Origin of the sequence: uncultured Candidatus Thioglobus sp., from assembly GCF_963981275.1 — a bacterium.
Lineage (GTDB): Bacteria > Pseudomonadota > Gammaproteobacteria > PS1 > Pseudothioglobaceae > Thioglobus_A.
In genome coordinates, this window is record NZ_CAXCCZ010000005.1 from 1 (window position 1) to 20,461 (window position 20,461).

A 20,461-nucleotide genomic window follows, 5' to 3' on the forward strand; every position below is an offset into this window, starting at 1 on the left:
GTATTAATACAAAAAACATTAGGACGTATAGTGTTACAAAGGTATTAGATATTGGCTCTTTCATCCAGCCCTCAATTGGGTAGAATCGGGCAGAAAGTTCTGGAATCCAGATGCATGCAAATAGAACGATTAATGTAATTGTATTTTTCATGATAATGCCTGTTGTTAAAAACCACCATTATCAAAAATAAATGCTAACTAAAAATGAAGATTGAATGTTTTATTACTGAAGTTTGTTGAAAGCTAAATGTGTGTCAATCCACCGATTAACCCACCAAACATAACAAATAACAGCCATAAAATGATAATTGCTGGAATAGAGGCAATTGCCCACTTAACCATAAACCACACCATTGATAAAAATGGCATTTTAATGTCTGTAACCTCTACTTTTGAAACCTCTGAATCCATCATTCACCCCTGCCTAAATCAACATAAAATATAGCCAACATAATAACGATAATCTGGCTAAATATCAAGCCAGGCCATGTTATGATTTTTGCACTAAGTTTGCAGTCACCACATATCTAAGCGACCCTCCTGCAACTACTGCGTTAAACGGATAACAAGTTACTAATTTGAGCTCTGCTTGGTTGCTGCTAATATTTATATCTACTTTGTCAGAATCAATTATTTTTATGGTGCTTACTTGGTATTGGTAGTTTTGTTTGGTATAGATTGAATCCACTTCAAATTGATCACCTATTGCAACATCTTCTAAAAAATCAAAGTGCGTATCTCGATGAGCTGATATGATTGTTGTACCCGCTCTCCCCGGATGTCTTGATTCAATATTGCGCCCAGGGCCAAAGGCAAGCACGTTGCCCGTGTCTCCCTCAAGCACGATTAAATCTTGATTGTGCTTGGCTGATTTAAGCCTTATGACAGGGTGTGAATCCATCCAGTTCCAGGGTTTTACTTGATAGCCTGTTTTGTTAGCAACATTCCAGGCTGATTGAATCATATATTGGGCAGCTTCAGCTTTAATCGGCATGTAGGCGCCGTAAGCAAAAGTACTAATGCCGATAATTGCCAGTAGTATTGATTTATTCATGATGTTTTCCTAGAGCGAGTAACAACTGACAATAGAATAAGAGCAAGCCCTAGCATCATCCATAGCTGTGCATTGGTCGCTGTTTTAGCGGCTTTAACCTTATTAGCAACCACTTGGGTGGTTGTGGCTTGATTGCTCGGTTTTGACGGTGTTATGTCCACTGCAACTAATGAGGTAAATTTTGAGACCAGATGATGCTCAAGCGCAATATTGGTGATATCGGCTTGCACCTTGTCTCGATCAATGCGTCTATTTTGCGCTCGGTATTGATGCATCATTTGCTCGATTTTACGTCTAGCCCAAAGCACATCAATGCCAGTTGTGTTGTTATTGGCGCTAATATCAATATCTTTGGTGAATACACCGTTAGCGGTATCGCCACTAATACTGAGCTTGCTAGGGATGGCGTTGAGTTTGTAAACTGCTGTGATCACCTCACCTTTGTATAAATCAGAGATGGATCCTAATGCTTGCTCAGCATTAATATCCATCGGGAAGTTGATATTAATATTTGTCATTGCTGGAGATTCAAGCTTGTCAAATAGCTCCAGCATTTTAGTTTCTACTTCATCGATATTACCAATGAAAGTATAAGTGCCTTTACCGTATTCAGACAAAGTAGTCATTAGATGAGAGTTTGGTGCAGATCCGATACCAATTGTAAACAGACGGTCTTCATCAATATTTTGACGAACGACACGGAATATCTCATCTTCATTGCCCACCTGTCCATCAGTTAAAAAGATGATTTGGCGTAGGTAGTTATCAGCACTAGATTCTCTTGAATCAAAAGCATATTTAATCGCCTCAAGTGGCTCTGTGCCACCATCAGCACTTAAAGCATTAGCAAAACGAACACCATGCTTCTTGTTCATATTAATGGCGGGCATGGCGCTATCAAAGAGTGGGTCAAAGCCTGAGTCAAAATCAATAATATTAAATCGATCAGTTGGGTTAAGTCTATTGATTGCCTGAACCAATGCTTTAGATGCTTGTAGCATAGATGATCCAAGCATAGAGCCTGATGAATCAATAACAAAGATAAGCTCTCTTGGGGTGTTTGATTGCTTAAACACTTTATCTGCTGGCGGTGTTGCCATGAGCATTAGATAATGATCATTGCCCTTTTGCTGGGTAAATAAAGCCAGTTCAGGTGTTAAAGAATTGTTTGCTTGCCATGCCAATTCAAAATCACGATCGGCTTGGTTATTGCCCTTAGTATTATCCAGAGTGATATGTTTAGTTAGCTTATCAATATTGATAATATTAATGTCGTGATAACTTGCATTAATACTAGATGTATTAAATCCTGCTTTAAGGTTAATAGCGATGCTAACAGGTCTGTGAACATTGCTACTGATTGATGGGGTTATTTTAGAAGCGTCTTTAACACGGTGTGTATTACGAGCCGTGCCCAAAGTATTCTTTGGAGTTGATATAGGCTTGCCAGGAATGTATCTTTCCCCAATGGTCATCGGGAATCTAATAGAGAATTTGTCATGATCAAGCTTAACAGCCTGCTGATATTCAATGGCAATTTTGATGGTTTCACCTGGGCCGATGTTGGCCACTTTAGTGGTAAATATATTAGGACGCTGCTGCTCAACTAGTGAAGCTTTCTTGCCTGCCTTTTTAGCCTTGTCATAAATCTTCTTAGCTTCTTTACGCTCCTTTATTTGCCCTTCAATGGTTTTATTGCCCACATACATAGTTAGATGATCAACGGCTGAGTCTGTTGGTAGTGGAAACACATACACACCCTCTACCCAATCATTTGATGGATTGGTAAAGCTTTGCTCAAGCTTCACCCTATTAATCGTACCTGTGACATCCATCTGCACCTCGGTGTCTAATGCCATTTGAGTAAACTTAGATTTGTCACCTAGTGTGTAGATAATCGATCCGAACTCAACTTCATTAATAGGATTAAGTGTCGGTGAAGAAACTGGGGCTCTAACTGGCTTCTGTGCAAATGATATATCTGCTTGAATAAAGTGCGAATAAGTGAGGCTAGCTAGAGCAACGAGTGTAGCAACTGCACCAATGGGCTTGATGTATGACATAATGACTTCCGATTATTTGAAAGCTGTTATTATCTAAAACGAAGGTGAAGCTTGAATGTGGTTTGAATGGTTTGTTTATGAAGATAAAAAAAAGACCGCTTATGCGGCCTTTGATTTATTCTTTAATTACTAGGATTATTGCCATTCAGTGCAGCTAATCACCTCGTCAACATTGCCAAAACGATCTGATTGACGCTTGGTGGTGCAGTTTCTTTCTTTTGGCTTGATATAAACTTTTTGGATGATTTCTCTGTCAACATAAACAATTTTCTCAACTGGAACCTCTTTAGTAATTGTTATAGGCTTTTCACAGATTTTATCTTTTAACTCTTCAACCTGTCCTACTGTCCAAACTCTTGTGTCTTCTGGTAAGTCACCAATAGCTATTACAGTATTTACTATTCCTTTAAAGCCATCATCAATAACACCGCCAATAGTGCCACCTAAGTGCTCAAGGTTTTTAAACCCTTGTGTCTCTGCTGAAACATTTGTGATTGATAAAATAGTTGCTACTGATATTGCTAATATGTGCTTTTTCATATTTTTTTCCTATTATTTGATTGAATTATTATATTATTATATTATAAAGATCATTATGATCTATTAGAGTGGAATATTTAAGATTTTTTAAGTGAGTGGATATTAGTGTGTTTGGCGCTTTTATACCAAGCTTTAGCTTGTTTGAATTGTTGCTCAGTAATATCCATGTCCATCATTCTGAATAGCTTTACTTTATTGTTGGATTTAGTTTTGATAGGTTTCATACTTTCTAGCGGTAACAATGTAGCGCAGTGTGTTGTCTTTAGTAAATCCATCAAACGGCCAAGGGGTAACAAGCTTTAGTTCATCGATATTAGAAACTTTAATCTGCTCTTGATCGATGTCCATAATGCTAACATCGAGTACGCAATATTGGTATTCCATACCCATTTGATCGCTCAAGATAACCTGGTCATTAAGGTTGATGTTTTGTAAGAAAGTAAAATGATGATTAGCATGAATAACAACGGTAGAGCAATCACCCGGAAGATAGCTGTCCGATGATCTTCCTGGGCCAAATAACAATGTATCGTTTGAATGACCCTCCAACACGACAAAATCTTGATTTTGTGCTGGAAAATTTATCTGAAATACAGGGAATACATTTGATTGTGACCAGTGTCTTTGTTTGACAATTTTTCTCATTTATCATCCTTGAATAAAAAAACTACCGCTAATGGAAAGAGGAGTAACCATTAGCGGTAGAAAGTACCTCAACTATTAACAAAAAGGGAGGAATTAATAGTTGGTTGAGGTTCGTTAAAAATCTATAGTGTGTACATCTTGCTGTTTCTGCTGCTGCCCGCCCTACTCATACCCATGCCAACGCCAAACCCTAAAAACAAGGTAACGGCACTGATGATGGTTAAAAAGTCAGTTGTGTGTAGTGAACTATTAATAGATTGCAGAGAGCTAACTTGTGCAGATAGGTCTGTATTTATCTCATCTAGATCAAACAACTTATTTTGTAATTTGTTAAGCTCTAGTGATTGTGAATTATTATTTAGAATTTCAATATTAAGTCTTGATATTTCAGTTTCATGGGTCTCAATTTGTTTTCTCAAATCTTCTGCCAATTTATACTTAATTTTATAAATTCTATTCTTTTGATCTAGTTTGGTTTGTAGCTTGCTAGCCAATTCATTAGTTGGCTTTTTATCCGTTAAATATCTTGAAATCATAAAGCCTTGTTTGCCATCATGCTTAATCTGACTCCAGCCATTAGCTTGTTTTTTAATCAAGGTGACTGGTGTATTAATATTAAGCTGATTGATAACATTGTCTTTAGCAATCGTATCGTTAGCGCGCATTGGTATTTTGACCTGATCACCCACGTAAACCGTAGACTCAGCCATAACACCTGTTGACAACAACATAACAAGGAGGAGGTTTTTGCGCATATCTAAGATCCAATTAACTAAAAACAATGAGCACAGTATGGCCCTTGAAAATGAATCCACAATGTTTTAAAAATGTAGAGTTAATGAAGTTTGAATGAAGTTGCTTTTAAGCTACTTATTTATAATTTACAATACGCACTATCTGAACAAAATATACAGCCCTGCCATGCCCAATATTCTCCTAGTTGAAGATGACAAAATAATTGCTGAAGGCATTACTTTTTCATTAGAAAATGACTCATTTACAGTCAATTGGTGCGAGATGGGCAATGATGCGCTTAAGCAATTAGATGAGGCTAATATCGATTTAGTGTTACTAGATATCGGCTTGCCAGATATTAGTGGCTTTGATGTTTTACGCAAGATTAGGAAAACCTCAGAAATACCTGTGATTATTATTACCGCTAGAGGTGCAGATGAGGATATTGTATTAGGCCTTGAGGGTTTAGGTGCTGATGATTACGTTACTAAGCCGTTTAACAACCGTGTATTAATTGCTCGAATCCGTGCACAACTGAGACATGTTAAAGTTCAACCTGAAGCGTCTATAGTAATTCAAGATACGCCTTCTGAGCAAATATTTGAAATCAATAAAGATCTTCACCAAATCCTGTTTCATGGAGAGGTTGTAGGCCTTACTAGAGCCGAGTGCAAAATCCTAATGCATCTAATAGAAAAGCCAAACCGAATTCATTCAAAAGAGCACCTGCTTAACATCATGCACGACAGGCCAACAGGCGCTGGTGAAAACACAATCGTAACCCATGTTAGACACATCAGGATGGCGCTAAACAAGATTGATGTAGATAATGAGCATATCAAAAACCACAAAGGCCTGGGATACTCTTTAACATTATGAAACTAACCATTGGCGTTAAGCTGTTTATCACCTACTTTGTTATTACCAGTGCCATTGTTTGGTTTGTTACTGACAAGGTGTCTTTACGTGTCACTAAAGGTATTGATGAAGCTGCTGAAGATGTTATGGTTGATACGGCAAATCTCTTAGCTCAAGTGGCAGGTGAAAATATTATAGATGGCCATATCAATACTGACAAAATGCATAACTTAGTTGATAGCTATCTTAATCGAGAGCTAAATGCCAAAATTTATTCAGTTACTAAAAATAATCCTAACCTTCAAGTCTATATAACCAATAAAAATGGCATTGTTATTTACGATTCAACTGGTATTCGCAAAGGTAAAGATTACTCTCTATGGAATGATGTCTACGACACATTAAGAGGTAGATATGGCAAGCGCTCAAGTGCAATTGACCCTTCTATTAAGAATCCTAGCCCAGAGCAAAAGGCCATGTATGTGTCAGCGCCAATTTATCACAATAAAGAGATATTTGGCGTACTAACCACCATCAAGCCGACTGCTGATCTTAAGCCTTACATCATGGAGCAGAAAAAACATATTGAAGAATATGCCATCTATCTATTTCTGGTTTCATTATTATTTGGAGCAGGTGCAAGTTTTGTAGTGTCTAGAGGTACTGGCAAATTGGTTAAATACACCACCGCCCTGTCCAAGGGGGAAAATGCTGTAGCACCCAAGATTCGCCAAGTCGAGTTTTCAGAATTAGCTCGAGCGATTGAAAAATTGCGTGTTGATCTTGAAGGTCGAGAATATGTAGAAGAATACATCAACACCATGGCACATGAGCTAAGAACACCAATTACAGGCATTAAAGCTACTGCTGAGAACTTACTAATGCCGATGAGTAGTGCTCAGCGTGAACACTTTGTTAATAATATTCTTGATGCCAATAAGAGGATGGACATGCTGGTTAATCGCCTACTTAACTTGTCTCGCATTGAGCGTAGAGATCAGCTGGAAAATATTGAAAAAATTGACGTTAAAACTCTAATTAAAGATGTTGTTCAATCTCCTAGTCGCAAAGGTAATATCACTCGAAGAGGGATTAATGTTCAATACACGATTGAACGTAAATTTACGATTAAAGCTGAGAAGCTTCTTGTTGAGCAAGCGTTAGCCAATATTGTTGATAATGCCATTGATTTCACCCCGATAAACTCAATAATTGGCATTAAGGTTAGTGAGTCAAATACGCACGTAATTATCCAAGTATACGATCAAGGAAAAGGTGTGCCAGAGCACGCCAGAAAGCAAATATTTAGACGCTTCTTTTCTTCTTCAAGACCTGATACAGGTAAGCGTGGTAACGGCCTAGGGCTTAGATTTGTAAAAAAGATTATGAACCTTCATAATGGCACAGTCAGCCTAAAGAATCGCTTTATGGAAGATGGTGCTGTGGCGACTTTAAAGTTCCCGATAAAGTAACAACTAACAACTCACCCCTTGGCAATAATCTAAAGTTAATACACTGATTTTATCGCTTCACCTAGTTCTGCAATTGACTTAACGGTTCTTACACCGGCTTTTTCAAGCGCGTTGTATTTGCTTTCTGCTGTGCCACCACCACTTGTGATGATCGCCCCAGCGTGCCCCATTCTTTTGCCTTTTGGTGCGCTCACTCCAGCAATGTATGCAACAACTGGCTTTGTGACATTGTTTTGAATAAACTCTGCCGCTTCTTCTTCTGCAGTTCCGCCGATTTCACCAACCATGATAATAGACTTTGTTTCACTATCTTTTTCAAACATATCTAGTGTGTCAATAAAACTTGTCCCGGCAATAGGATCTCCTCCAATGCCAACACAAGTGCTTTGCCCGAGTCCTGCAATAGTGGATTGATTAACCGCTTCATAAGTCAAAGTTCCAGAGCGAGAAACGATGCCAACAGAGCCTTTTTTGTGAATATCTCCAGGCATAATTCCAATCTTGCATTCCCCTGGTGTTATGATGCCTGGGCAATTTGGGCCAATCATTCTGGCATTGTTATATCTAAGAGCGGCTTTTACTTCTATCATATCCATAACTGCAATACCTTCGGTGATGCAAACTATAAGCTCAATTCCAGAATCTGCTGCTTCGATAATACTGTCTTTGCAAAAAGGAGCGGGAACATAAATAACACTAGCATTTGCACCTGTGTCATTAACCGCTTTCTCAACGCTATTAAATACTGGCAAGTCAAGGTGGGTTGTGCCACCTTTACCTGGTGTTACCCCGCCTACCATTCTTGTGCCGTATTCTATTGCTTGAGTTGAGTGAAATGTGCCTTGCGCTCCAGTAAAGCCTTGGCAAATAACTTTTGTGTCTTTATTAATTAATATGCTCATTTTTATTCCTATAACGCAGCGCTTTCAATTGCAAGTTTGGTTGCTTTTGTAAGGTCTTTTGCAACCAATATATCTAAATCTTCATCTTCTAATTTTTTCAGCCCAAGTTCGGCGTTATTGCCTTCTAAGCGCACAACAAACTTAACATCAGTTTGAATCTTCTTGAGCGCCTCAATTATGCCGTCAGCAATAATATCGCAACGTACAATACCGCCAAAGATGTTAATCAAAATACTTTTAACGTTTTTATCGGATAGGATTATTTCCAAAGCTTTAGTAACCCTTTCAACTGTTGCGCCACCACCAACATCTAGAAAGTTTGCAGGGTCTCCGCCATGTAGCTTGATAAGATCCATGGTTGCCATAGCAAGTCCTGCACCATTTACCATGCAACCAACATTGCCATCAAGCGCAACATAGTTAAGCTCAAAGCTTTCAGCGTCTATTTCCCTTTCATCTTCTTGAGTAAGGTCGTGCTTTTTCTCTAATTCTTTTTGTCTATAAAGTGCATTACTATCTACTGAAACCTTGCCATCAAGACATAGTAAATTGTTTTCTTTGGTTAAAACTAAAGGGTTTACCTCAAGGAGTGATAAGTCGTTTTGCTTAAACATTGTTATCATATTTACAAGCATGGATTGTAATTCTCTATACAGGTCTTTTCCTTCTAGCCCAAGCGTGGTAAATATTTTTCTTACTTGATAAGGCATAATGCCAATTGCAGGATTTATTCTTGTAGTAATGATTTTCTCAGGGGTGTTTCTTGACACCTCTTCAATTTCCATGCCACCTTCAGTTGATGAGATGATTGCAATGCTTTCACTGCCCCTATCGACAAGCATACTTAAATAGAACTCACTAGATATATTGCAGACTTCTTCTATTAAGATGGTGTTTACTTGTTGCCCATTTTTATCTGTTTGATAGGTCACAAGGTTTTTACCTAAAAGGCTTTCTGTAAACTCTTGCGCTTCATCAACAGACTCTATAAGCTTAACACCTCCAGCTTTACCCCTGCCTCCAGCATGAACCTGAGCTTTAATAATCCACTTATTTCCTTTGAGTTGTTTTATGGCATCTGCTATTTCATGTGTTTTTGTAATAGTTGTACCAGTGGAGCAAGGTATATTAAAACTTCTAAATAAATCTTTTGCTTGATATTCGTGTAAATTCATATTGCCTACTTTTTGTTAATGGTGTGTATTGCTCTTTTGTCTACTGCAAGTGCTGCCTCATGAATACTCTCAGACAAGGTTGGATGAGCAAAAATCATCCTTGATAGATCTTCACTTGTGCCTTCAAATTCCATGGTTATTACTCCATTTGCAATTAGTTCTGATGCATTGTGTCCAACGATATGCATGCCTAATATTCTGTCAGTATTGCTATCTGCAAGTACTTTAACGAAGCCGTCAGTTTCACTTGCACTTTTTGCACGGCCATTTGCCATAAAGCTAAACTCTCCAACTTTATAGTCAACCCCACTTGTTTTTAGATCTTTTTCAGTTTTACCAACCCATGCAATTTCTGGATGCGTATAAATAACCATAGGCACTAAGTCATGGTTTATTTGGCTCTTTTGTCCAGCAATTCTCTGTGCAACTACAACCCCTTCTTCTGATGCTTTATGGGCAAGCATTGGGCCTTTAACAATATCGCCAATTGCATATACACCCTCTACACTTGTTTGGCAAAAGTCATCCACTTCAACCCTACCGCTATCGTTAATTTTGACGCCAGAATCTTTGTCTATACACCCTTCTAAATAAGGTTTTCTTCCTACTGCAACGATAACATTATCAAATTTTTCTGTTATTTCTTCTTGCGCTTTTTTATACTTAACCGTTGCAAATTTACTGGTTTCACTGACACTGATAACTTCAGCCCCGGTAAAAATGTTTAATCCTTGTTTTTTAAAATACGAAGCAGAGGTTCTAGATACCTTGCTGTCTGCTGTTGTCAAAAATCCATCTCGCTCTAAGATAACAACTTCACTACCAAGCCTTCTCCATACGCTTCCTAGCTCTAAACCAATAGCACCCGCTCCTATAACGCATAGCTTCTTTGGGATTTTGTCTAAATCAAGAGCACCTTCTGAATCTATAATTCTCTTGCCAAGTTGCATATTAGGGGGTATGACAGACACTGATCCAGTTGCTAAAACAATGTTTTTTGCCGTAAGAATTTCTTCATTATTTTTGCCATCTATGAATGACACTTGTTTGTTTTTAAGCAGTTTTCCTGTGCCTTGTAGCCAGGTGATGTTGTTTGCTTTAAAGAGTGATGCTATGCCACCGGTGAGCTCACCCACTATTTTATCTTTGTTGGCCAGCATTTTCTTTACATCAATTTTGGCGTTGGCTTTGATGCCTAGATGCTCACTATTTTGTATGTTTTTAAATAAATGAGAACTTTCAAGCAGAGCTTTTGATGGAATACAGCCAACATTTAAACAAGTCCCGCCTAAAGATGGGTTGTTGTTTTTGTCAATCCATTTATCAATACACCCAACTTTAAAACCTAATTGTGCGGCGCGTATAGCGCTCACATAACCACCAGGACCGCCACCTATAATTATGATATCGTAGTTCATATTATTGCCTAAAGTTATAAATCTAAAACTATGCGAGTTGGATCTTCTATTGTGTCTTTAATATGACTCAAGAACATTACAGCATCTTTACCATCAATAATGCGATGATCATAAGATAGCGCTACATACATCATATCTCTAATGACAATTTCATTGTCTATCACAACCGCTCTTTTTTGGATGTTATGCATACCCAAAACCGCACTTTGCGGCGGGTTGATAATTGGAGTTGACATGAGGCTACCAAAAGTACCGCCATTGGTAATGGTGAATGTTCCACCGCTTATTTCTGATAATTCTAATTTTCCAGATTTAGCTCTTGTTGAAAAATCAATAATTTTGTTTTCAACATCTGCAAGCGATAATTCTTGAGTATCTTTTAAAACAGGCACAACCAAGCCTCTGTCTGTTGATACAGCAACACTGATATCACAATAGCCGTGATACACAATGTCATCTCCATCAATAAATGAGTTAACTGCAGGGAATTTCTTAAGGGCGTTTGTGGCTGCTTTGACAAACAAAGACATAAAGCCTAATTTAACACCGTGTTCACTTACAAATTTTTCTTGGTGTTTTTTGCGCATAGACATAATACTTGTCATGTCTACTTCATTAAAGGTAGTTAGCATTGCACTTTGGTTGGTTGCATCCAGAAGCCTTTTGGCGATAGTTTGGCGCATTCTACTCATTGGTACCCTTTCTTCTAGCCTTTCTCCAGCTCTCATAGGGGTGTCTTCTACTGGGGTTGTGGTGCTGCTTTTGTGGCTTGTAACATCTTCTTTTAGTATGCGGTTGTTTTTGCCAGAGCCAGCCACCTCTTCTTTTGATAAATCGTTGTCTATTAGCGCTTGTCTTACAGCAGGGCTTGTTTGAGGGGTTTTGTTGTCTTCTGCCACTGCAGCTTCCTTTTTGTTGACGCTAATATCTTTAATCTCAAGTTCTGCAAGTAGCTGACTTTCTATTACAGTATCGCCATTTTTGACAGAAATTTTTGTAATGACTCCGCTTTCTTCACTCACCACATCTAATACGACTTTATCAGTTTCTAGAGAAAACACAGTGTCGCCAGTCATTACTTCATCGCCAACATTTTTATTGATTTCTACTACAACAGCATCTGTAATGGATTCTGGAAAAACGGGTACTTTTATTTCTTTCATTTTATTGCTCCTCGCTTACTTCTTGCAAGCCTAACGCTTGTTCTATAATTATATTTTGGTTAATTTTATGTAGTTTCATATTGCCTTCTGCAGAAGCTGCAGAGGCGTTTCTGGCGACTGCATTTATAGTTAAGTTGTGAGCTTTAGCGCAATTATTAAATTGATGTCTGCTGGTGTACCATGCGCCTTGGTTGATTGGCTCCTCTTGACACCATATAAGCTCCTTAGCGTTTTTAAATACTTTTAGCTCTTTACTTAGATCGTCTCTTGAAAAAGGATACAGCTGCTCAATTCTGATGATTGCAACATCTGTAATTTTTTCCTCTGTTCTTCTGGTTAACAATTCGTAAAAAATTTTTCCACTACAAATAACGATTCTTTTTACTTTTTGTTTAACAATTTCTTCATATTGCTCGCCTATTATGGTTTTAAAACTCCCGCTGGTAAATTTCTCAATAGGAGAGTTTGCTAGAGGGTTTCTCAGTAAGCTTTTTGGTGTAAATATAATAAGTGGCTTGCGGTAGTCGCGTAGCATCTGCCTTCTTAACAAATGAAAGATTTGTGATGCACTTGTTGGTACACAAACTTGCATATTGTAGCGAGAGCAAAGTTGTAAAAATCTTTCTATGCGTCCGGATGAATGCTCTGGTCCAGCACCCTCAAGTGCGTGAGGAAGCATCATAACAAGCCCTGACAGACGCCCCCATTTCACCTCAGCAGATGAGATAAATTGATCGATCACAACTTGAGCGCCGTTGGCAAAATCTCCAAATTGCGCCTCCCAAATTGTTAATGAATTGGGGGCCGTGCTAGAGTATCCATATTCAAAGCCAAGAACAGCCACTTCTGATAGTACTGAATCCACAACGGTAACCGCCCCTTGTTTTTTGCTTATATGCTGAAGCGGGGTGTAAGATTCGATTCTTTTTTGGTTGTGCAAAACTGCATGACGATGGAAAAACGTACCCCTGCCAGAATCTTGCCCAGAAAGCCTGATAGAAAAGCCATCATTTGCCAAAGAGGCGTACGCTAGATTTTCTGCACAACCCCAGTCCATAGGAGTTTCTCCATAGGCCATTTTCTTTCTAGTATCTAGGGTTTTTTTAACAATAGGATGAAGTTCAAAATCTTTTGGAATTTTTAGTATTTTGTCGCTTAGTTTTTCAATATTTTCTTTGCTGAGTGAAGAAGTGTAGGGATCTTGCCAAGTTTTATTTTTAAACTTATCCCAGACATTTTCTCCTGTGCCTTTACTTGTCGATACGACCGACTCACCTTTTTTAAGCCTGTTGTAATAACTATTGACTATGTCATCTGCATCATTTTTATTAATGACACCTTGTGAAATTAATTTATCAGCATAACTTTGTCTCGTGGTTTTAAGGGCGCGTATTCGTTTGTACATATCTGGCTGAGTAACCGATGGCTCGTCAGCTTCATTGTGCCCATTGCGACGATAGCATACTAAGTCAATCACTACATCTTTTTTAAACTTCATCTTATAATCAATTGCCAAGTTTGTTGCAAAAACAACAGACTCTAAGTCTTCCGCATTGACATGAATAATTGGCGCATTAATCATCTTAGCGATGTCTGTGCAGTGCAGTGTAGAGCGGGCATCGTTCTGATTGCTGGTGGTAAAGCCAATTTGATTGTTGATCACTATATGTATTGTGCCATGAGTTCTATACCCTTTTGACTGCGACATGTTAAGGGTTTCCATTACCACGCCTTGGCCAATAAGTGCAGCATCACCATGGATGAGTATAGGCACAACTTGCGAGCCATCACTATCACCGATCACTTCTTGGTGGTAGCGAGAATACCCCTCTACCACAGGGTTTACAATCTCTAGGTGTGATGGATTAAAAGCAAGGGATGCATGAATTTTTCCACCACTTACGTTAATGTCAGAAGAGAAACCCAAGTGATACTTAACATCTCCAGTTTGGTCTTCTGATAAGTCAAAATCGTTATTAAATTCTTTAAATAACTGGTCTACTTTTTTGCCAAAAACATTAACCAAAACATTGAGTCGGCCACGATGAGCCATGCCCAAAGATATTTGTTTGGTTTTATAGTTGTCATTACAATGATTAATGATTTGGTTGAGAACGACGATAGTGCTCTCCCCGCCTTCTAAGGAGAATCTTTTTTGCCCAGTATATTTATTGTGTAGAAATTTTTCAAAAGTTTCTGCTGCACTAAGCTGCTCTAATACCCACTTTTTCTTCTCCTTTGTTAAATCAAACCCAGGGTAGTCTTTTTCTATTATTTCTTGTAAATATCTTTTTTCTTCAACGTTAACCATATGCATGTAATCAAAGCCCATGGTTGATACGTAGGTCTTTTTTAGCTGACTTATAATGTTTTTTAACGTGGTTTTATTTAAGCCAAAAAAAGAGCCTGTTTTAAACTCTGTGTTTAGATCATCATTTGTGAGTCCGTAGCTTTCGGTATTTAAATCAAATGTAGTAATATTACTGTTTGCCCTACCCAAGGGATCAAGATTGGCAAAAAGATGTCCAGTAAATCGATAAGCGTTAATTAATTGTAGAACAGACTGTTGCTTTTGATGGTATTTATCTGTATTACTATTTGCAGTGTAATTTTTACCATTTTGGTTAAAATTATTTTTGCCGTAATTTATAAAACGATTATTTATATCAGTTAAATCATCGTCTAAATAATTAAGATTTGCCGGATGTACTAAATATTCTTCTTTCATTTTTTTGATATTTTTTTTGTATTAAGAGATTTTTTTCATTCTATTGTACCCCCAGGATGATTGAGAATATGGAGGTGGTAAAAATAATAATGATAGAAATTCATAATATGATGTAGAAAGTTTTAACTGTTAATGCTAATAGTGTTGTACTTAATTTTTGAATTCAAGGAGTTGATTTACCCCCTATTACAGCAGTATTCACAGGTTTTTTTAATATCAGGCTAGCTTGATAATTGAGTCTCATTTTAGCTGCTAAAAATAGATATTTGATTTGTGAAAGAAATATGAGCCAATATTGTGGCCAAAGAAACCTTGAAATTTGATGGTATTTTAGGTTTCTGATTCAACTTTATTTTTAAAGTGATAATGTTGTTTTTTATTATTCAGATGGTGAGTAATTATTAGGCTTGTGCAGTTGAATAGGCTGATAGCCTAAATTAATATAATCATTAATCTTGGCAGGGCCACTAACAGCAACATCAACAATATCAATATAGCCATCTGGATTTATACCGAACCATGAAGAATGTGTGCCACAAACGTGTAAGTCAATATTTTCTTGTTGCACAAGACCCTCTAAGATAGCTATTGCTTTTTGTTGGCTTTTCACTCTACTTTTCAAGAGTTGAAATTGTTCACGACCATGAGACACGACAGCAATCTCTATATTTGGATATTTTTCTTTCAACTGTATCTTTAGGTCTTTAATCATGGGTGCGGCCCATTTCCAAGTTTTTTTATCACTTTCAATTAGCTCAAATACAACCCCCTCGGGTTCATTATCAGACTCTAGAAGTTGATTAACATAAGGGTTGGAATAATTCGCCATTAGAGTGCTACTTAATAGTAATAATATTAGCGCCTTAAATTTGATCATGTGCGATATCCCCATCTTCCCCTGTTCAACTACTATTGTAGTACTTACGCTTTATAATGGCAAATATGTCTAATCAGATTTTTAATGTTCAGCTAAATAAAAATAAGCAAAATTTTGAATGTCCAGAGCACAATTCAATTCTTGAAGGTGGTTTGCGTCATGGTTTGGCAATGCGTTATGAGTGTAGCAATGGCACTTGTGGGGTGTGCAAGGCTAGGCTTATTAACGGTGATATCAAAAAAATTAAGCACCATGATTACGCACTAAGTGCTGATGAGCTGGATAATCAGGAATTTTTAATGTGCTGTCATGCACCAGGTTCTGAGCTTGAACTTGAAGTTGATTTGATTGGCGATGTACGCTCAATTCCTGTCCAAGAGATTCAAATCAAAATTAAAAATATTCATTTTGTTAGTGATGATATGGCCATTGTTAGTGTGCGCACGCCTAGATCTAAAACCCTGCAGTTTATGGCAGGCCAGGATGTTGAGTTAAGCTTCAAGGGTGTGGTTTCTCGTTATCCTATTGCTTCTTGCCCTTGCCATGGTATGGAGCTTGAATTTCATATTAGAAATATTAAAGCTAATAAATTTTCTCAATTGGTTTTTTCTAAACAGATTAAAGACAAGAGTAAGCTTGACCTTACTGGTCCTAAGGGGGTGTTTGTACTTAAAGAGACATCTACTAAGCCCATGGTATTTATTGCATGGGATGGCGGCTTTGCGCCTATTAGAAGCTTAGTTGAGCATGCTTTTTCATTGGAAATGTCAAATCCAATGACTTTTTATTGGGCCTATCCTGCTAGCGACCCTGCGCCCTATTTTGATAATCATGCACAATCTTGGCATGCGGTGATGGATGACTATCATTATCAAACCGTTGCTTGTGAGTTTGATCGATCAAACGAAAATGATTGTCATAAAGTCGCCAAACAAATTTATGATTCGCTGGATCATGATATGGTTAATCAATCAGAAGTCTATATTTCAGCGCCGGCAGAAGTGTTAATTTATCTAGGTGAATTTCTACTTGAAAATGGTTTGAATGAGTCCCAATTAATTGCCTCACCAATTTAGTCAGTTTTTAGAGAAAACAAGCTTGTTTTTGTTGAATTTTTAGCTAATTATTTTTGATGTTATTGTCACATCAGGCTTTGCGCTTTTTATTATAAAAAAGTAATATTATCACATCATAAATTAATGATATTTTTTAGCAAAAATGACTAAAAATTATTTTATTTTTTTTTAATCTCGCAATCCCTTTTGCACCAATGAGTTTGGCTATTTAGAGCATTTTTTGAGACTTTTGCCTCTTGCAAAAAAACCCAAAACACACTATATTTAGTTGCAGTTATCTTTTACGAACACTATATGTAGTGTTTCATACTCGGGGGAGCAAATGAACCAAAATATTAAAGTCACTAAGCGCAACGGCCAGCAAGAGCTGATCGATATGGAGAAAATCCATCGGGTTGTGCATTGGGCTTCACAAGACCTAAAAGGGGTAAGTGTGAGTCAAGTTGAGATCAACGCTCAGCTGGCTTTTTTTGACGGAATTAAGACCGAAGATATTCATGAAACCATTATTAAATCAGCTGCTGATTTAATTTCAACAGAAGTGCCAGATTATCAATATTTAGCAGCTCGATTGGCTATTTTTCATTTGCGTAAAAAAGCCTTTAAATCTTTCACGCCACCTGCCCTTTTTGATCATATTAAAAAGTTTACTGATTTGGGTATTTATGACCAAGACATTTTAAATAAATACACGCAAACTGAAATCCAGGAGCTGGATGAGTATATTGATCATTGGCGTGATATGAAGTTTTCATACGCTGCGGTTAAACAGCTTGAAGGTAAGTACTTGGTGCAAAATCGAGTGACGGGCGATATTTATGAATCACCTCAACAGCTTTATATGTTGGTGGGTATGTGTCTATTCCAGGAGTATGAAGCAAAAGCTAGAATGTCTATTGTTAAGCGTTTTTATGACGGCGTTTCAAACTTTAAAATTTCACTGCCAACGCCAATTATGGCGGGTGTACGTACGCCAACGCGCCAGTTTTCATCATGCGTACTGATTGAAGCGGACGATGATCTTGATTCCATTAGTGCAGCAGCAGGTGCGATTGTTAAGTATGTTTCTCAGCGTGCCGGTATTGGCGTTAATGCGGGCAGGATTAGAGCAATTGGCAGCCCAATTCGTAATGGTGAGGCAACCCACACAGGTTGTATTCCTTTTTATAAACATTTTCACACGGCTGTTAAGTCTTGTTCTCAAGGTGGTGTTCGTGGCGGTGCAGCCACCCTTTTCTATCCCTTGTGGCATTTAGAAGTTGAAAGCTTATTAGTGTTAAAGAATAATACAGGCACAGATGAAAATCGTATTCGTCACTTGGACTATGGCGTGCAATTTAATGGCATGATGTATCAGCGCTTTTTAGCGGATGGAGATATTACTTTATTTTCTCCGCACGACGTACCAGGTTTGTACGACTCCTTTTTTGAAGATCAGGCTGAGTTTAAGCGTTTATATGAAATGTATGAGCAGGATGATTCCATTCGCAAAGAGACAATTAAGGCCAGAGATTTATTTGCCAAATTTATGCAAGAGCGTGCCAATACCGGGCGTATTTACTTGCAAAATGTTGATCATTGCAATACCCATGGTGCTTTTGATCCAAAAGTTGCGCCAGTGCGTCAGTCTAACCTTTGTATGGAAATCACCCTACCAACTAAACCTTTACATTCGGTTCAAGACGAAAATGGTGAGGTGGCTTTGTGTACACTATCAGCAGTAAATTTAGGCGCATTAGACTCTATCGATGAGCTAGAGGATATTACCGACATCATTGTACGCGCTTTAGACTCACTATTAGATTACCAAGATTATCCGCTTAAGGCAGCAGAGATTGCCAGTATGAACCGCCGAACTTTAGGTATTGGTGTCACTAACCTGGCTTATTACCTGGCAAAAAATAATGCTAAATATTCTGATGGATCGGGTAATAATATGGTTCACGATACCTTTGAGGCTTTGCAATATTACTCGCTTAAGGCATCTAATATTCTTGCCAATGAAAAAGGCGCTTGCCCTTCTTTTAATGAAACGCACTATGCGCAAGGCATTATGCCAATCGACACTTATAAGAAAGATGTAGACGGCTTTTGTGATTGTGAGTTGAAGCTAGATTGGGAGCAGTTGCGCCAAGATATTAAAGCAACGGGGTTACGAAATTCAACACTTACTGCGCTGATGCCGTGTGAAAGCTCTTCACAAATCTCTAACTCAACTAACGGTATCGAACCACCAAGAGGTTTTGTATCAGTTAAGCAATCTAAAGACGGTATCTTAAAGCAGATTGTGCCCGATTATGAAGCGCTTAAGGATAAGTACGAACTACTTTGGGATATTAAAGATAACGAAGGTTATTTGCAGTTATGTGGCATTATGCAAAAATTTGTTGATCAATCGATTAGTACCAATACTCATTATGACCCTGCTCAATTTAGTGGCAATCGAGTGCCAATGAAATTGTTCTTAATGGATCTTTTAAAGGCTTACAAGTACGGTGTTAAAACACTTTACTATCATACAACACGTGATGGTGGCGGTGATGATATGCTTGAAAAAGAAGATGATAACGCCTGTGCTGATGGCGTTTGCAAGTTGTAAAGTATTTAGGAATTAATTATGTCATATTCTATTTTTAGTAAAAAAATTGTCAATACTTTAACCCAGCCAATGTTTTTTGGTGATTCGGTTAACGTGGCGCGCTTTGATAAGCAAAAGTTTGAAATGTTTGAAAAACTGACTGAAAAACAACTGTCATTTTTCTGGCGCCCTGAGGAGATTGATGTCTCTAAAGATAAGATGGATTTTGCAAAACTATTACCTAATGAAAAGCATATTTTCTTATCTAATTTACAGTATCAAATTCTATTAGATTCGGTGCAGGGTCGTAGCCCTAATATTGCTTTTTTGCCAATTGTCTCTTTGCCGGAGCTAGAGAATTGGATTGAAACTTGGAGTTTTTCTGAGACTATCCACTCACGCTCTTATACGCATATTATTCGCGCCATTGTGAATGAACCAGGCGCAGTATTTGATGACATTATGAAAACCGAGCAGATTATTGAGCGTGCTGAGAGTGTCTCTAAACATTATGATGAGCTAATCAAGTGTTCACAAGCATATTTGCTTCATGGTGCGGGCACGCATGACTTAAATGGCGAGCAAACTACGATTGATCTCAGATGCCTAAAGCGCAAACTGTACTTAACCATTATGTCGGTTAATATCTTAGAAGCGGTTCGTTTTTATGTATCGTTTGCTTGTTCATTTGCTTTTGCTGAGCGCAAAGTGATGGAGGGAAATGCCAAGATTATCAAGATGATTGCTCGAGATGAAGCGTTGCATTTAACTGGCACTCAACATATGATTAACCTTATTTGTGATGGTAAGGACGATCCGGAGATGGCTACTATTGCTGCCGAGTGCGAAGAAGAAGTGATAACAATGTTTAAGGAGGCTTGTGAACAAGAAAAAAATTGGGCTGAATACTTGTTTAGAGATGGATCTATGATTGGTCTTAACGCTGAAATTTTAAAACAGTATCTTGAATATATTACCAATATTCGTATGAGCGCCATTGGCCTTAAGCCTCTATTTGAGGAGCGCACCAATCCATTGCCATGGATTAATCATTGGCTTGATTCTGATAATGTTCAAGTTGCCCCTCAAGAGACGGAAATCACCTCGTATTTAGTGAGTGCGATCGATAACACATTGGATGAATCAGATTCTGATTTTGGAGAATTTGAACTGTAGT

18 protein-coding genes are annotated in these 20,461 nt (G+C 37.9%); 5 read left to right on the plus strand and 13 right to left on the minus strand.

Annotation, left to right across the window (positions count from 1 at the left end; genetic code table 11):
* Window positions 1–243: 243 nt before the first annotated feature.
* From ABNR88_RS01435 to ABNR88_RS01465, 7 genes are all read right to left on the minus strand, one after another.
* Window positions 244–414: a hypothetical protein gene (locus ABNR88_RS01435; protein ID WP_291927013.1), complete on the minus strand. Its 171-nt coding sequence runs from the start codon at window positions 412–414 to the stop codon at window positions 244–246.
* A gap of 76 nt (window positions 415–490) precedes the next feature.
* Window positions 491–1,054, minus strand: a complete 564-nt coding sequence (locus ABNR88_RS01440) for a class GN sortase (RefSeq protein ID WP_348669838.1) — start codon at window positions 1,052–1,054, stop codon at window positions 491–493.
* Entirely contained in the window at window positions 1,051–3,117 is a 2,067-nt protein-coding gene (locus ABNR88_RS01445; protein ID WP_348669840.1) for a marine proteobacterial sortase target protein, read from the minus strand. The genes ABNR88_RS01440 and ABNR88_RS01445 overlap by 4 nt, the downstream gene beginning before the upstream one ends.
* A 135-nt stretch (window positions 3,118–3,252) precedes the next feature.
* Window positions 3,253–3,657, minus strand: a complete 405-nt coding sequence (locus ABNR88_RS01450; RefSeq protein WP_291926995.1) for a hypothetical protein — start codon at window positions 3,655–3,657, stop codon at window positions 3,253–3,255.
* A gap of 77 nt (window positions 3,658–3,734) precedes the next feature.
* A complete protein-coding gene (locus ABNR88_RS01455; protein WP_291926992.1) occupies window positions 3,735–3,881 on the minus strand; it encodes a hypothetical protein in 147 nt (48 codons plus the stop codon).
* A complete protein-coding gene (locus ABNR88_RS01460) occupies window positions 3,862–4,302 on the minus strand; it encodes a sortase (protein WP_291926988.1) in 441 nt (146 codons plus the stop codon). Before ABNR88_RS01460 ends, ABNR88_RS01455 begins: the two co-directional genes overlap by 20 nt.
* 122 nt (window positions 4,303–4,424) lie before the next feature.
* Complete coding sequence (locus ABNR88_RS01465; RefSeq protein ID WP_291926985.1) at window positions 4,425–5,057, minus strand: TIGR04211 family SH3 domain-containing protein; 633 nt, start codon at window positions 5,055–5,057, stop codon at window positions 4,425–4,427.
* A gap of 166 nt (window positions 5,058–5,223) precedes the next feature.
* On the opposite strand from ABNR88_RS01465, the gene ABNR88_RS01470 reads away from it, so the two are divergent.
* Both ABNR88_RS01470 and creC read left to right on the plus strand, forming a co-directional pair.
* Entirely contained in the window at window positions 5,224–5,916 is a 693-nt protein-coding gene (locus ABNR88_RS01470; protein ID WP_291926982.1) for a response regulator, read from the plus strand.
* A complete protein-coding gene (gene creC / locus ABNR88_RS01475; RefSeq protein WP_291926979.1) occupies window positions 5,913–7,367 on the plus strand; it encodes a two-component system sensor histidine kinase CreC in 1,455 nt (484 codons plus the stop codon). The genes ABNR88_RS01470 and creC overlap by 4 nt, the downstream gene beginning before the upstream one ends.
* Before the next feature lie 35 nt (window positions 7,368–7,402).
* On the opposite strand, the gene sucD is transcribed toward creC, so the two are convergent.
* From sucD to ABNR88_RS01505, 6 genes are all read right to left on the minus strand, one after another.
* Window positions 7,403–8,269, minus strand: a complete 867-nt coding sequence (gene sucD / locus ABNR88_RS01480; protein ID WP_291926976.1) for a succinate--CoA ligase subunit alpha — start codon at window positions 8,267–8,269, stop codon at window positions 7,403–7,405.
* Window positions 8,270–8,277: 8 nt separating this feature from the next.
* Window positions 8,278–9,444, minus strand: coding sequence for an ADP-forming succinate--CoA ligase subunit beta (gene sucC / locus ABNR88_RS01485; RefSeq protein WP_291926974.1), 1,167 nt, complete (start codon window positions 9,442–9,444; stop codon window positions 8,278–8,280).
* A 5-nt stretch (window positions 9,445–9,449) separates the two neighbouring features.
* Window positions 9,450–10,862, minus strand: a complete 1,413-nt coding sequence (gene lpdA / locus ABNR88_RS01490; RefSeq protein ID WP_348669844.1) for a dihydrolipoyl dehydrogenase — start codon at window positions 10,860–10,862, stop codon at window positions 9,450–9,452.
* Window positions 10,863–10,876: 14 nt separating this feature from the next.
* Window positions 10,877–12,025, minus strand: a complete 1,149-nt coding sequence (odhB, locus tag ABNR88_RS01495) for a 2-oxoglutarate dehydrogenase complex dihydrolipoyllysine-residue succinyltransferase (RefSeq protein WP_291926970.1) — start codon at window positions 12,023–12,025, stop codon at window positions 10,877–10,879.
* A gap of 1 nt (window position 12,026) precedes the next feature.
* On the minus strand, window positions 12,027–14,753 hold the full coding sequence (locus ABNR88_RS01500) for a 2-oxoglutarate dehydrogenase E1 component (protein WP_348669846.1): 2,727 nt from the start codon (window positions 14,751–14,753) through the stop codon (window positions 12,027–12,029).
* A gap of 379 nt (window positions 14,754–15,132) precedes the next feature.
* Window positions 15,133–15,630, minus strand: coding sequence for a DsrE family protein (locus tag ABNR88_RS01505; protein WP_291926968.1), 498 nt, complete (start codon window positions 15,628–15,630; stop codon window positions 15,133–15,135).
* A gap of 65 nt (window positions 15,631–15,695) precedes the next feature.
* Between ABNR88_RS01505 and ABNR88_RS01510 the strand changes: the two genes are divergently transcribed.
* The 3 genes from ABNR88_RS01510 to nrdB all read left to right on the plus strand — a co-directional run bounded on the left by ABNR88_RS01510 (window position 15,696) and on the right by nrdB (window position 20,460).
* Window positions 15,696–16,706, plus strand: a complete 1,011-nt coding sequence (locus ABNR88_RS01510) for a 2Fe-2S iron-sulfur cluster-binding protein (protein WP_291926965.1) — start codon at window positions 15,696–15,698, stop codon at window positions 16,704–16,706.
* Window positions 16,707–17,028: 322 nt separating this feature from the next.
* Window positions 17,029–19,305 carry a class 1a ribonucleoside-diphosphate reductase subunit alpha gene (gene nrdA, locus ABNR88_RS01515; RefSeq protein ID WP_291926963.1) on the plus strand — a complete coding sequence of 759 codons (2,277 nt, stop codon included), beginning with the start codon at window positions 17,029–17,031 and terminating at the stop codon, window positions 19,303–19,305.
* 18 nt (window positions 19,306–19,323) lie between these two features.
* Window positions 19,324–20,460, plus strand: coding sequence for a class Ia ribonucleoside-diphosphate reductase subunit beta (nrdB, locus tag ABNR88_RS01520; protein WP_291926960.1), 1,137 nt, complete (start codon window positions 19,324–19,326; stop codon window positions 20,458–20,460).
* Window position 20,461 lies beyond the last annotated feature (1 nt).

Coding starts and splice junctions, on each gene's coding strand:
- ABNR88_RS01435 (WP_291927013.1), bottom strand. CDS start 414: ATGATGGATTCAGAGGTTTCAAAAGTAGAGGTTACAGACATTAAAATG.
- ABNR88_RS01440 (WP_348669838.1), bottom strand. CDS start 1,054: ATGAATAAATCAATACTACTGGCAATTATCGGCATTAGTACTTTTGCT.
- ABNR88_RS01445 (WP_348669840.1), bottom strand. CDS start 3,117: ATGTCATACATCAAGCCCATTGGTGCAGTTGCTACACTCGTTGCTCTA.
- ABNR88_RS01450 (WP_291926995.1), bottom strand. CDS start 3,657: ATGAAAAAGCACATATTAGCAATATCAGTAGCAACTATTTTATCAATC.
- ABNR88_RS01455 (WP_291926992.1), bottom strand. CDS start 3,881: ATGAAACCTATCAAAACTAAATCCAACAATAAAGTAAAGCTATTCAGA.
- ABNR88_RS01460 (WP_291926988.1), bottom strand. CDS start 4,302: ATGAGAAAAATTGTCAAACAAAGACACTGGTCACAATCAAATGTATTC.
- ABNR88_RS01465 (WP_291926985.1), bottom strand. CDS start 5,057: ATGCGCAAAAACCTCCTCCTTGTTATGTTGTTGTCAACAGGTGTTATG.
- ABNR88_RS01470 (WP_291926982.1), top strand. CDS start 5,224: ATGCCCAATATTCTCCTAGTTGAAGATGACAAAATAATTGCTGAAGGC.
- creC (WP_291926979.1), top strand. CDS start 5,913: ATGAAACTAACCATTGGCGTTAAGCTGTTTATCACCTACTTTGTTATT.
- sucD (WP_291926976.1), bottom strand. CDS start 8,269: ATGAGCATATTAATTAATAAAGACACAAAAGTTATTTGCCAAGGCTTT.
- sucC (WP_291926974.1), bottom strand. CDS start 9,444: ATGAATTTACACGAATATCAAGCAAAAGATTTATTTAGAAGTTTTAAT.
- lpdA (WP_348669844.1), bottom strand. CDS start 10,862: ATGAACTACGATATCATAATTATAGGTGGCGGTCCTGGTGGTTATGTG.
- odhB (WP_291926970.1), bottom strand. CDS start 12,025: ATGAAAGAAATAAAAGTACCCGTTTTTCCAGAATCCATTACAGATGCT.
- ABNR88_RS01500 (WP_348669846.1), bottom strand. CDS start 14,753: ATGAAAGAAGAATATTTAGTACATCCGGCAAATCTTAATTATTTAGAC.
- ABNR88_RS01505 (WP_291926968.1), bottom strand. CDS start 15,630: ATGATCAAATTTAAGGCGCTAATATTATTACTATTAAGTAGCACTCTA.
- ABNR88_RS01510 (WP_291926965.1), top strand. CDS start 15,696: ATGTCTAATCAGATTTTTAATGTTCAGCTAAATAAAAATAAGCAAAAT.
- nrdA (WP_291926963.1), top strand. CDS start 17,029: ATGAACCAAAATATTAAAGTCACTAAGCGCAACGGCCAGCAAGAGCTG.
- nrdB (WP_291926960.1), top strand. CDS start 19,324: ATGTCATATTCTATTTTTAGTAAAAAAATTGTCAATACTTTAACCCAG.